The sequence below is a fragment of the Nonomuraea sp. NPDC001699 genome, from assembly GCF_053596455.1.
Genome location: NZ_JBSFGF010000005.1, coordinates 34,061 through 45,501 on the forward strand (window position 1 = coordinate 34,061; position 11,441 = coordinate 45,501).

At 72.7% G+C, this 11,441-nt stretch carries 12 protein-coding genes; 9 read left to right on the forward strand and 3 right to left on the reverse strand.

The features are described from left to right. The first annotated feature begins 11 nt into the window (after positions 1–11). The 6 genes from ACWCSU_RS16775 to ACWCSU_RS16800 all read left to right on the forward strand — a co-directional run bounded on the left by ACWCSU_RS16775 (position 12) and on the right by ACWCSU_RS16800 (position 6,686). The gene (locus ACWCSU_RS16775; RefSeq protein WP_449935828.1) at positions 12–2,078 is read left to right on the forward strand and encodes a sensor histidine kinase; all 2,067 of its coding nucleotides are present in this window, start codon (positions 12–14) and stop codon (positions 2,076–2,078) included. 29 nt (positions 2,079–2,107) lie between these two features. Beyond that, positions 2,108–2,764, forward strand: coding sequence for a response regulator transcription factor (locus tag ACWCSU_RS16780; protein WP_357707043.1), 657 nt, complete (start codon positions 2,108–2,110; stop codon positions 2,762–2,764). A gap of 32 nt (positions 2,765–2,796) precedes the next feature. Further along, a complete protein-coding gene (locus tag ACWCSU_RS16785) occupies positions 2,797–3,216 on the forward strand; it encodes a hypothetical protein (RefSeq protein WP_357707044.1) in 420 nt (139 codons plus the stop codon). Positions 3,217–3,277: 61 nt separating this feature from the next. After that, entirely contained in the window at positions 3,278–3,907 is a 630-nt protein-coding gene (locus ACWCSU_RS16790; RefSeq protein ID WP_449935830.1) for a TetR/AcrR family transcriptional regulator, read from the forward strand. Next, complete coding sequence (locus ACWCSU_RS16795; protein WP_449935832.1) at positions 3,904–5,268, forward strand: MFS transporter; 1,365 nt, start codon at positions 3,904–3,906, stop codon at positions 5,266–5,268. Before ACWCSU_RS16790 ends, ACWCSU_RS16795 begins: the two co-directional genes overlap by 4 nt. Beyond that, a complete protein-coding gene (locus ACWCSU_RS16800; RefSeq protein WP_449935833.1) occupies positions 5,265–6,686 on the forward strand; it encodes a pyridoxal phosphate-dependent decarboxylase family protein in 1,422 nt (473 codons plus the stop codon). Before ACWCSU_RS16795 ends, ACWCSU_RS16800 begins: the two co-directional genes overlap by 4 nt. Positions 6,687–6,691: 5 nt before the next feature. Here ACWCSU_RS16800 and ACWCSU_RS16805 read toward each other — a convergent pair whose 3' ends face one another. Together ACWCSU_RS16805 and ACWCSU_RS16810 are read right to left on the reverse strand one after the other, a co-directional pair. Beyond that, entirely contained in the window at positions 6,692–6,910 is a 219-nt protein-coding gene (locus ACWCSU_RS16805; protein ID WP_449935834.1) for a DUF397 domain-containing protein, read from the reverse strand. Then, on the reverse strand, positions 6,903–7,751 hold the full coding sequence (locus ACWCSU_RS16810) for a helix-turn-helix domain-containing protein (protein ID WP_449935837.1): 849 nt from the start codon (positions 7,749–7,751) through the stop codon (positions 6,903–6,905). The genes ACWCSU_RS16805 and ACWCSU_RS16810 overlap by 8 nt, the downstream gene beginning before the upstream one ends. Positions 7,752–7,870: 119 nt before the next feature. Between ACWCSU_RS16810 and ACWCSU_RS16815 the strand changes: the two genes are divergently transcribed. From ACWCSU_RS16815 to ACWCSU_RS16825, 3 genes are all read left to right on the forward strand, one after another. Continuing rightward, a complete protein-coding gene (locus tag ACWCSU_RS16815; RefSeq protein WP_449935838.1) occupies positions 7,871–8,275 on the forward strand; it encodes an ATP-binding protein in 405 nt (134 codons plus the stop codon). A 77-nt stretch (positions 8,276–8,352) separates the two neighbouring features. Then, positions 8,353–8,958, forward strand: coding sequence for a TetR/AcrR family transcriptional regulator (locus ACWCSU_RS16820; RefSeq protein ID WP_449935839.1), 606 nt, complete (start codon positions 8,353–8,355; stop codon positions 8,956–8,958). 4 nt (positions 8,959–8,962) lie between these two features. Further along, positions 8,963–9,451 (forward strand): cupin domain-containing protein, encoded by a 489-nt coding sequence (locus tag ACWCSU_RS16825; RefSeq protein ID WP_189651663.1) that lies wholly within the window; start codon positions 8,963–8,965, stop codon positions 9,449–9,451. A 3-nt stretch (positions 9,452–9,454) separates the two neighbouring features. Here ACWCSU_RS16825 and ACWCSU_RS16830 read toward each other — a convergent pair whose 3' ends face one another. Further along, positions 9,455–11,428 carry a family 10 glycosylhydrolase gene (locus ACWCSU_RS16830; protein WP_449935841.1) on the reverse strand — a complete coding sequence of 658 codons (1,974 nt, stop codon included), beginning with the start codon at positions 11,426–11,428 and terminating at the stop codon, positions 9,455–9,457. Positions 11,429–11,441 lie beyond the last annotated feature (13 nt).

Genomic DNA, 11,441 nt, shown 5'->3' on the forward strand with positions numbered 1-11,441 from the left:
TAATACGTCCCGTGACAGAAACCGGACCTTCCACCCCTCTGGCGGCGGCGCGCGGGTGGTGGGCCGTCGGGGTGGCCGCGGCCGGGGTCGGGATGGCGGTGGCCACGGTGGCGCTGGACGTGGCCGCCGGGGACGTGCGGTTGCCGCCCGCCTCGGATCTGGAACCCGGGTGGCCGGCCGCGCTGACCGGGCTCGCGCAGCTCGTCCCCGGCGCGCTGCTGCTGCGCAGGCTGCCGCGGCATCCGGTGGCCTGGGTGCTGGCGGTGTTCGGGCTGTTGTGGCTGCTGGACGGGCTCCTGGGAAGCTGGGCGACCCACGCCGCCTACGTCTCGCCCGGCCTGCCGGGGGCCGCGGTGGCGTACTGGTCGTACTCGCGGTTCGGGGCGTCGTTGCTGCTCGGGCTGCCGCTGCTGATCCTGCTGTTCCCGGACGGCCGGCTGCCGCCGGGGCGGGTGTGGCGGGCGCTGTCGGTGACGAGCCTCGTCCTGACCGGGCTGCTCACGGCGCTGCTGGTGACCGCGCCGACGGCGGTCATGGAGCGCTACCACGACCAGGCGATGCCGCCGGAGATCGCGCGGCTCGGCCTCGACTTCCTGTCCCTGGACCTGCCGTACGCGTTCTGGGAGCCGGCGCTGGCGCTGGCGTACGCGTCCGTCCTGGTGAGCCTGGTGGTGCCGTTCGCGTCGATGGTACGCAGGTACGTGCTCGCCGACGCCGAGCGGCGGGCCCAGATCCGCTGGCTGATGTGGGCCGCGCTGGTCGACATGATCGTGCTCCTGCTCCCGCTGTCGTTGTCCCCGCAGATCCCGGCGGCGCTGCTGACGCTGGCCATCGCGTTCACCGCCGCGGCCGTGGTGGTGGCGGTGACCAAGTACCGCCTGTACGACATCGACCGGCTGCTGTCGGCCACCGTCGCCTACGGCCTGCTCGCCGCGCTCGTGGTGCTCATGGACGTGCTGGTGTTCACGCTGGTCGGCAGCGTCCTCGGCGAACGGGACTCGGCCCTGGCCGCCATCGCGATCGTCGCCGTCCTGTACGCCCCCCTGCGCACCTGGCTCTGGCGGGCGGTCCGCAGGCTGGTGCGCGGCTCCCGGGACGCCCCGTACGCGGCGGTCTCGACGCTGGCCGAACGGCTGGAGCTGGCCACGGACCCGGACGAGCAGTTGCTCGCGGTGGCCACGACGCTGGCGGAGGCGTTCCGGCTGGCCTACGTCCGGGTGGAGATCGAGCGGCCGGGCGGCGAACGTTCCGTGGTGGAGCACGGGTCGCCGCGCGGGCCGTCGGTGTCACTGCCCGTGGCCTACCGGGGCGAGACCGTGGGGCGGCTCGTGCTGTGCCGTACCGACCTGACGGAACGGGACCAGCGGCTGCTCGGCGACCTCGTGCGCCAGGCCGCCGCCGCGGCGCGGGCCGTCGAGCTGAGCACCGACCTGCAACGCATCCGCGCCCGGCTCGTGCTGGCCCGCGAGGAGGAGCGCCGCAGGCTCCGCCGCGACCTGCACGACGGGCTCGGCCCGAGCCTGGGCGCGGTGGCGCTGCGCATCGAGGCGGCCCGCAACCTGGCCGGCAGCGCGCCCGAGCAGGCCGACCGCATCCTGGAGCAGACGGCCGCCGAGGTCGGCGGGGTGCTGGCGGACGTCCGCAGGCTGGTCCACGACCTGCGCCCGCCCGCGCTGGACGAGCTGGGCCTGCTGCGCGCGATCGAGCAGCAGGCCGGACGGTTCCGCACCACCGCCCTGGACGTGCGCGTCACCGGCGACGGCCCGCTGGACGCGCTGCCCGCGGCGGTGGAGGTGGCGGCCTACCGTATCGTGTCCGAAGCCCTGGCCAACGCGGCCAGGCACGCGGGCGCGGCACGCTGCGACATCACGCTCACCGTGCGGGAAGGGACGCTTGAGGTGGCGGTACGCGACGACGGCGCGGGCATCGGCCCCGAGGTGGCGGCGGGGGTGGGCATGCTCTCGCTGCGCGAGCGCGCGGCCGAGCTGGGCGGCGACTGCCAGGTGACCTGCCCGCCCGGCGGCGGCACCCTGGTCCTGGCCCGGCTGCCGATGCGGGTGGAGGCCGCCGATGTCTAGCCAGGAGCCGAGACGGGTGGAGGCCGCCGATGTCTGACCAGGAGCCGATCAGGGTCCTGCTGGCCGACGACCACCCGGTCTACCGGGACGGGCTCGCGCTGCTGCTCGGCTCGATCCCCGGCATCGAGGTGGCCGGCACCGCCGCCGACGGCCCCGAGGCGGTCGAGCGCGCCGCCGACCTCCAGCCGGACGTGGTGGTGATGGACGTGCGCATGCCGGGGCTCGACGGCATCGAGGCCACCCGGCGCATCGTGGCCGACAGCCCGCACGTCGCCGTCGTCGTGCTGACCATGTCGGAGGAGGACGCCACGCTGTTCGCGGCGATGCGCGCGGGGGCACGCGGCTACCTGCTCAAGGGCGCCGGCCAGGGCGAGATCGTACGGGCGATCACCGCCGTGGCGCACGGCGAGGCGATCTTCGGCCCGGCGGTGGCGCTGCGGGTCGCCGAGTTCTTTCAGGGGGCCGCCTCGACGCCCGGCGACCCGGTCTTCCCGCAGCTCACGCCGCGCGAGCGGGAGATCCTCTCGCTGGTGGCGGCGGGCCGTTCGAACGCGCAGATCGCCTCGGCCCTGTTCCTGTCGCCGAAGACCGTACGCAACAACGTCTCCAACATCTTCGCCAAGCTGCACGTCGCCGACCGCGCCGAGGCCATCGTCCGCGCCCGCGACGCCGGCCTCGGAAGGTGAGCCGTTCGGGTCCTGGGTACGTCATAGAGGGTATGAAGATCTGGCGAATCGTACTGCTGCCCGCGCTCGCGCTGGCCGTCACCGCCTCCGCGCTGCCCGCCGAGGCGGTGACCACGCAGAAGAAGGTGCTGGTCGACCTGCGCGAGGAGGGCGGCTTCGCGGGGCTGCAGAACCGCGTGACGGTCTACACCGACGGCTGCGTGCGGCTCAGCCGCCGTACCGGGCCCGTGGTGGCCAAGTGCCTCACGGCCAAGGAGGAGCGCCAACTGCGCGGCTACCTCAAGGAACTGAAGATCGGCCGGTCCGAACGCCCGCCGCAGGGCGCGGACTTCCTCAGCTACACGCTGGCGTACAAGGGGCATCGCGCCACCCGCTACACGCTGCCCCGCACCTGGAAGCCGGTCGTGGCGCACCTGGACAAGGCCCTCGTCAAGTACTGGGCGCCGGACTGACCCGAAAGCCTCTCCATCAAGCGATTGACCAATAGGTGCGGGCGGAACTACGGTCGGTCGTATGAGACCTGCCGACGGCGGACAGCCGGCCGTGATCCTCAAGGCGGCCACGCAGCTGTTCGCCGCGCTCGGCTACGACGGCACCTCGACGCGCCAGATCGCCGACGCGGCGGGGATGAACATCGCCACCGTCAACTACCACGTGGGCGGCAAGCGGGAGCTGTACCTGGCCGTCATGGAACGGGCGCACCGGGCGGAGAAGGCGGCGCTGGACAAGGCGCTCGCCCGCCTGCCCGGTGGCGACCCGGTCGCCTCCATCCACGGCCTGGTGGACGACTACCTCGACTTCTGCGTGGACAACCCGGAGATCCCCGCGCTGTGGATGCACCGCTGGCTCTCCGACGCGAGCGACATCACCGAGCTGGAACGCCAGTACGTCCAGCCGCTGGTCTCCGCCGTGACCGGCGCGCTGCGCCCGGCGGTCGAGGCCGGCGTGATCGACGGCACGGTCGACCTGGAGTACGCCATGTGGACGGTCATCTGGTCGATCCACGGCTTCGCCAAGGGCGGCGTGCTCGACGCCGAGGGCTGCCGCCGGGGCGCGGGCGACCGGGCCGCGCTCCGCCGCTTCCGCGCCCACCTCCACCTCACCCTCCACCGCACCCTCGCCCTCCCCGGCGACCCGCGATGACGGCGACCGACGTCGGCCGGCTCGGGCGTGGCCGGCTGCTCGGCTACGGCGTCGGCTCGGTCGGCACCGGCGTGTTCTCCGCCGTCCCCGGCCTGCTGCTGCTCTACTACCTCACCGACATGCTCGGCGTGCCCGCCGCCGTCGCGGGCGCCGTGCTGGTCGCGCCGAAGATCTGGGACGTGCTGCTCAACCCGCTCGTCGGCGCCGCCAGCGACCGGGAAGCCGTGCGCACCGGCCGCCGGACGCGGCTGCTGGCGGTGGGCGCGGCCACGCTGCCGGTGGCGTTCGCGCTGATGTTCGCCGTGCCCGGCGGCGTCTCCGGCGGCGTCTCCGGCGGCATGGCGGGGGCGGTGTGGCCGGGCGTGGCGTTCCTGCTGGCCGCGACCGCGTTCGCGTGCTTCCAGGTGCCGTACGTGGCGCTGCCTGCGGAGATGTCGGCGAGCCCGGCCGAGCGGACCCGGGTCATGTCGTGGCGGGTGGTCTGCCTGACCGTCGGCATCCTGGTCGCGGGCGGCCTGGCCCCCGCCGTCGTGGACCTGGCGGGCGGCGGCCGGCCGGGGTACGCGGTCATGGGCGTCGCGATCGGCGCCGTGATGGCCGCCGCCCTCGTGGCCGCCACGCTGGGCACGCGGTGGGTGTCGTCGCGTCCCGGCCCCCGGCAGCTCGGCCCGGCGGCGGCCTTCCGCCTGGCCCGGGGTAATCGCCCGTTCTTCGCGCTGCTGGCGGCGTTCGTCACGCAGGCGCTCGGGGTGGCGGTGATGCTGGCGGGCGCGCCGTACGTGGCCTCGTACCGGCTGGGCGACTACGGGCTGACCTCGGTGATGTTCGTCTGCCTGGTGGGCCCGAGCATGCTCGCGGTGCCCGGCTGGGCCCGGCTGGCCCGCGTGTACGGGACCGTGCGCTGCTACCTGGTCGCCTCGGCCGGGTTCGCCGTCGTGGCGCTGGCCCTGGTCCCCGCCATCGCGGCAGGCAGCCTGGCCGCCACGCTCGCGCTGACGGCGCTGGCCGGGGTCTGCTACGCCGCGCTGCAACTGCTGCCGCTGTCGCTGCTGCCGGACACCGTGCACGCCGACGCCGCCCGTACCGGCCACGCGCAGGCCGGGGCGTTCACCGGGCTGTGGACGGCGGGCGAGACCGCCGGGCTCGCCCTCGGCCCTGGCCTGTTCGCGCTGGTCCTGGCCCTGTCGGGGTTCGTCTCCGCGCCCGTGGAGGCGCCCGTCGCCCAGCCGTCCGGCGCGCTGACCGGGCTGCTGCTCGGCTTCACCGCGCTGCCCGCCGTACTCATGCTGATCAGCCTGCCGTTCGTCGTCCGGTACGGACGGCTCGCCCTCGCCCCCGCGCTCGCCAAGGAGACCGTGTGACCCTCCCCCTGTCCGGAAGAACCACCGAGGACCTGCTGGCCGAGGTCGCCAGGATGAAACAGCACGACCTGCCGGTGCGGGGCGGGCAGGTGACCGCGTACGTGTACGACACCGGCCGGGCGGAGGTGCACGAGGCGGCGGCCCGCGCGTACTTCGAGATGCTGGAGGTCAACTGCCTGGACCCGACGGCGTTCCCCAGCATCGTCGAGATGGAGAAGCAGGTCGTGGGCGCGGTCGCCGAGCTGCTCGGCGGCGGCCACGGCATCTTCACCAGCGGCGGCACCGAGTCCATCATGCTGGCCGTCAAGGCCGCCCGGGACGCCGCCGGACGGGCCGCCCCCAACCTCGTGCTGCCGGTGACCGCACATCCGGCCTTCCACAAAGCGGCCCACTACCTGGGCCTGCGGGTCAAGGCCGTGCCGGTGGACCTGGAGACGTACAAGGTGCGGGTGGAGGACGTCGCGGCGGCGATCGACGAGGACACGGTCCTGGTGGTGGTCTCGGCGCCGTCGTACCCGCAGGGCGTGATCGACCCGGTCGCGGAGGTCGCCGCCGTGGCGGCCGAGGCGGGCGTGGCCTGCCACGTGGACGCGTGCGTGGGCGGCTGGCTGCTGCCGTGGCTGCGGGAGGCGGGGGCCGACGTGCCGCCGTTCGACCTGTCGGTGCCGGGGGTCACGTCCCTCTCCTGCGACCTGCACAAGTTCGGCTACGCGCCGAAGGGCGCCTCGGTGGTGCTGTTCGCCGACCCGGCGACGCGGCGCAGGGCGTACTTCGCCTCGGCCGCCTGGCCCGGCTACACGATCATCAACGCCACCGTGCAGAGCTCCAGGTCGGCCGGGCCGCTCGGCGGCGCGTGGGCCACCCTCCAGGCGCTCGGCCGGGAGGGGTACGTCGAGCTCGGCCGCGCCACCCTCAAGGCGGCGGCCCGGCTGCGGGAGGGCATCGCCGCGATCCCCGGACTGCGCGTCCTGGGCGCGCCCGAGTCCTCACTGGTGGCCTTCGCCGGGGACGACCTCGACGTGTTCGTCCTGGCCGACGCGGCCCGCGAGCGCGGCTGGTTCCTGCAACCGCAGCTCTCCTACGCAGGGATCCCCGCGAACCTGCACGTCACGGTCACCGGCGTGACGCTGACCGGCGTGGAGGCGATGCTCAGGGTGATCGCCGACGCGGCGGAGGCGGCCCGGCTGCGCGGCCCGGCCGTGGTGCCGGACGGCCTGGTCGAACTGATCGCCGACCTCGACCTGGACGCCCTGGACGACGCGACGTTCGCCGAACTGGCCGCCTCGGTGGGTGTGGACCTGCGTCCGGGCGCGGGCCAGCCGGGGATGGCGGTGGTCAACGCCGTCCTGGACGCCCTGCCCGCCGAGACCAGGGAAGCCCTTCTCCTCCGCTTCCTGTCGGTGATGTACGCCTCCTGACGGGCTCAGGACAGGTCGAACTCCCCCTTGGCGGCACCGTCGAGGAAGGCGAGCCATTCGTCCCGGGTGAAGGCCAGCGTCGGGCCTTCACCCCGGTCCTTGGTGTCCCTGACGAGAACGCCGTCATCCGGTTGCCGCATCACCTCGACACAGCTCCCACCGTTTCCCCCCGACGCCGTCGCCTTGACCCATACGCCCGTACGGAGACCGCTCACATCACTCATAGCTCTCCATCACCTCACGGATGATCTCGCGGCTCCTGTCCACGGGATACGCCATGCCGGACAGTGCCTCCCATCGCACGATAAGCGCTTGAACCGTCCTGGCGCGATTGGTCACCCGCCCCTCCTCGGCGCTTTCCAGGTAGGCGTGATCGGGGCCTCCCTCCAGGAGGGTGGCCACCTCGAAGGCTCCGAGACACCCCACGGTGAGCCCCGCCCTGAGAGGGATGATCCTGAGCGTGACGTAGGGCGGGTTGAGCACGTCGAGCAGCTTGGCAAGCTGCTCTCTCATCACTTCCGGGCCGCCGACCGGCCGATGCAGGACGCTCTCGTCCACGAGGGCCGAGTACACGGGCGGGGACGCGCGGCTGAAGACGGATTGCCGGTGCAGCCGGAACTGTACGGCCTCCTCGGCCTCCTGCTCCACGACCCCTGGCTCGCCCAGGAACACATGTCTGGCGTAATTCTCCGTCTGGAGCAGGCCGGGGATCAGCAGGGGTTCGGACGTCCTGATGGTGTGGGCCGCCGCCTCGACCTTCGGCCACTCGCGGAACCAGCGCGGGCCCAGCGCGCCGTGGATCTGGGGCAGCAACTCCGTCAACTGGCCCTTGAGGCCGAGCGCCTTCTCCACTTCGCGGGTGAAGTCCTCGCTCGGCTTGCGCAGCAGGCGTTCCACGTGCCCGACCGCGCTCTCGCTGTAGGCCAGCCGGTCCGCCAGACGCTCCTGGCTCAAGCCGTGGTCCGTACGGAAGGCACGCAGGCGTCTGGCGTACTCGGCCCACGCTTCCGCTTCTTCTTCCTTCGGCATGTCACGCCCTTCCCACAACTGTTCACGCAGAGGCATGGCGTACTCACTGTAAGGAACTGTACGGCCGATCCCAGAGGCCGGTCAGCCGAATCAACCGCATCCTGAGAACCCGCGTACACGCGACCTCGGCCTGTACGCCCATCCCGGAGGTGATCATGTCCAGTTCCCTGCATGCGGGCGTCAAGGTGTGGACGGTCGGCGAGCTCGACGACCCGGCGATGCTGCCCCGGCTGGCGCGTACCGAACTGGCGTCGTGGCTGGGAGCGGATCACCAGGCCCTGGACGACCTGCGGCTGATCGCCTCGGAGCTGGTCACGAACGCGTTGCAGCACGCGGCGGCACAGTGGGTCCGGCTGTCCCTCGCCCCGGAGGCGGGGTTCTGGCGGCTGGCCGTGACTGATCCGGGCCGGAACGGCCTGGTTCCGCGTCCCCGGGTGCCGGCGGACGCGGACGAGTCGGGACGCGGACTCCGGCTGGTGCACGAGCTGACCGCAGGACTCTGGGGGACCTATCAGGACAGGTCCGGCGAGCGGGTGGTGTGGGCGCTGCTACCCCGATAAACGGAGTTTCGATACCTGGGTTGCGAAATGCCGCCCTCCGGGATTACGCTACTCAGGTAGCGAAAAGGAGGCAGGGCATGGTGGGACGGCCGCGCAGGAGCGACGTCGACGAGAGCGTGATCAAGGCCGCCACCGAGCTGCTGCTCACCCGCGGCTACGCCGGCCTGTCGCCCGACGAGGTCGCCGAGCGGGCCGGCATCGCCAAGACCACGCTCTACCGCCGCTGGCCGACCAAGGACCACCTGGCCCTGGCCGTCGTCAACCGGCTCCAGGACCATGACGAGATCACCGACACCGGCGACATCCGGCGCGACCTGCCCGCGTACCTGGAGAAGATCGCGGCCGGGCTCAACCGGATGCGTGCGGCGGGCCGCGCGCCCGGTGACGAGGACGCGTCGGCGGGCACGGTGGCCGAGCTCGTGGCCGCCGCCGCCCGCCACCCGGACGTCGGCGAGCTGGAACGCCAGATGTACGCCCGCCGCAACACCCTGGCCCGCGCCCTGCTCGAAAAGGCCAGGGACCGCGGCCAGCTACGCGCCGACCTCGACGTCGAGGCCCTGTTCGACCAGCTCGCCGGGGCCCTGTACTACCGCGTCCTGATCATCGGCCTGCCCGTCGACCGCGCCTACGCCGAACGCCTCGTGGACACCGCCCTCCGCGGCGCCACCCCTGAGAACGGATAACACCATGTCGCTCATCGACCCCCGCACCACCGCCGTCATCCGCTCCGTCGACGCCGAGATCATCGGCGGCCCGCCCAGTACGGGCCGCATGCTCCTCGACTCCAGCGCCACCGGCGGCGCCCTGAGCACCATGCGCATCACGCTCGGCGAGGGCGCCGACGGCGCGGTCCCGCACACGCACACCACCGCCTCCGAGATGTTCTACGTCCTGGACGGCCGGGTGCAGGTGCTGTCCGGCGACGAGGTGATCACCCTGGAGCAGGGCGACGTGGCCGTCGTGCCGCCGGACGTCGCCCACGCCTTCGGCGCGGCCCCCGGCGCCGAGGCGGACCTGCTGATCGTCATCACGCCGGGCGTCGAGCGGTTCGAGTACTTCCGCCTGCTGGCCCGGCTGAAGACCGGCGAGGCCACGCTCGAAGAGCTGCTGGCCTCGCAGGACCGCTTCGACAACCACTTCCTCGACAGCCCGGCGTGGACGAAGGCCCGCTCCTGAGGGTCAGACCTTCGTGATCCGGACGGCGTCGGCGATCACGTAGCCGGTCGCCGAGGTCCACCGGCTCACCCCGACCACGTTGTACGTCCCGGCCGCCAGCGTGTACGTCCCCAGCACCCGCCATGCCCCGCCGCCGGTGCGCTGGTCCACATTCACGGTCTGGTTGCCGCCCGAGGCCGCCACGATGTGCGGCGCGGAGCCGTTGTACCCCGCGTTGGCCGGATACCAGACCTCCACCCGGTAGCTGCCCGCGCTCGGGATCGACGCCCGGAACCAGGCCGGATCGCTGGCCGCGACCGGGTCGGCGAAGCGGTAGTCGGCGCCGTGCGCCTGCGTGGAGTAGGACGAGGTGCCCCAGGACGCGGAGGCCGTGAAGCCCGCGTCGGCGTTGTCGATCACGACGCTGAAGCCGCCCGTGCCGCCCGTCGCCCGGCCCGCGCTCGGCGCGCTCTCCTGGTGGGTCCTGCTCAGCGCGGTCACGTAGTAGGTGGACGCGCCGCCGCCGGGGTCGGTGTAGGACGTCTGCCTGGTGGTGGCGATCAGGTTGCGGGCGTCGGCGAAGAAGCACGGATCGACCGAGGGCGGCGCGCCGGCCACGCGGTAGACCGCGTACGCCGTGCCGGAGCCGGTCCAGGCGAGCTGGACGCCGTTCGAGCCCGTGGTGGCCGAGGTGATCGTGGGCGCGGCGGGCGCGGCCCCGGAGCCCCGGGCGGGGAGCAGGGCGGGCTTGGCGTAGTGGTCGGTGACGAGCTTGGTGATCGCCCCGATCCGGTCGGCCTTGACGTCCTTGGCGCTGAAGTAGACGTCACCGGCGATCTCAGGATGTTTCCTGTTGTCGTACAGGTGGTCGCTCAGCTCGGCCGGGTCCTGCCAGGCGGCCTCCTGCCCCGAGGCGCCGGCCCGGTACGCGGCCTGCCCCACGACGAGCTGCACGCCGGTGCCGCGCACGACGTCCGACCACCACGCGGTCAGCACCTCATAGGCGGCCGTGGAGAAGCCGATGTGCCAGTAGATCTGCGGCGCCAGGTAGTCGATCCAGCCCTGCTTGACCCATTGGCGGCTGTCGGCGTAGATCGCGTCGTACGACTGGAGACCCGACGTACGCGAGCCGAGCGGGTCGGTCGAGGAGTTGCGCCAGATCCCGAACGGGCTGATCCCGAACGACACCCACGACTTGGCGGTGTGGATGCGCTGGCCGAGCTCGCGGACGAGCAGGTTGACGTTGTCGCGCCGCCAGTCGGCGATGTTCGGGAACGCGCCGCCGTACTGGGCGTAGGCGGCCGAGTCGGGGATGGCCTGGCCGCTGACCGGATAGGGGTAGAAGTAGTCGTCGAGGTGCACGCCGTCCACGTCGTAGCGGGTGACGGCGTCCATGATCGCGTCCTCGATGAAGTCGCGTACCGCCGGGATGCCGGGGTTGTAGTAGAGCTTGCCGCCGTAGGCGAAACGCCAGTCGGGGTGCTGCCGCGCGGGGTGCGTGGAGATCAGCTTGGACGGGTCGTCGTTGTTGGCCACCCGGTACGGGTTGAACCAGGCGTGGAACTCCAGGTTCCGCGCGTGGGCCTCGCTGACCATGAACGCCAGCGGGTCGTAGCCGGGGTTCGTCCCCTGGGTGCCGGTCAGCCATTGCGACCACGGCTCGTACGGGGAGGGCCAGAACGCGTCCGCCGTGGGCCTGACCTGCACGATCACGGCGTTCATGCGCTTGGCGACGGCCAGGTCGAGCCAGGCCCGGAACTCGGCCTGCTGGGCGGAGACGCTGAGCCCGGTACGGCTCGGCCAGTCGATGTTGGCGACCGACGAGATCCACATGGCCCGGAGCTGCCGCTTGGGCGTCGCGGGATCGGTCGCGCAGGCGGCTGCGGAGGCGACTGCGGAGTCGGAGGTGAGGGCTGCGGAGGCGGGGGCGGGAGCCACGGCGGCGACGACGGCGGCGGCGGTGAGCGCCGCCAGGACGGTACGCAGGAGCGCGGTCACGAAAGGAAGTTTC

Excerpts from the sequence above, each read along its gene's own strand:
- ACWCSU_RS16790 (WP_449935830.1), top strand. The coding sequence starts at position 3,278 with ATGAGACCTGCCGACGGCGGACAGCCGGCCGTGATCCTCAAGGCGGCC.
- ACWCSU_RS16815 (WP_449935838.1), top strand. The coding sequence starts at position 7,871 with ATGTCCAGTTCCCTGCATGCGGGCGTCAAGGTGTGGACGGTCGGCGAG.
- ACWCSU_RS16785 (WP_357707044.1), top strand. The coding sequence starts at position 2,797 with ATGAAGATCTGGCGAATCGTACTGCTGCCCGCGCTCGCGCTGGCCGTC.
- ACWCSU_RS16795 (WP_449935832.1), top strand. The coding sequence starts at position 3,904 with ATGACGGCGACCGACGTCGGCCGGCTCGGGCGTGGCCGGCTGCTCGGC.
- ACWCSU_RS16805 (WP_449935834.1), bottom strand. The coding sequence starts at position 6,910 with ATGAGTGATGTGAGCGGTCTCCGTACGGGCGTATGGGTCAAGGCGACG.
- ACWCSU_RS16810 (WP_449935837.1), bottom strand. The coding sequence starts at position 7,751 with ATGCCTCTGCGTGAACAGTTGTGGGAAGGGCGTGACATGCCGAAGGAA.
- ACWCSU_RS16825 (WP_189651663.1), top strand. The coding sequence starts at position 8,963 with ATGTCGCTCATCGACCCCCGCACCACCGCCGTCATCCGCTCCGTCGAC.
- ACWCSU_RS16820 (WP_449935839.1), top strand. The coding sequence starts at position 8,353 with ATGGTGGGACGGCCGCGCAGGAGCGACGTCGACGAGAGCGTGATCAAG.
- ACWCSU_RS16780 (WP_357707043.1), top strand. The coding sequence starts at position 2,108 with ATGTCTGACCAGGAGCCGATCAGGGTCCTGCTGGCCGACGACCACCCG.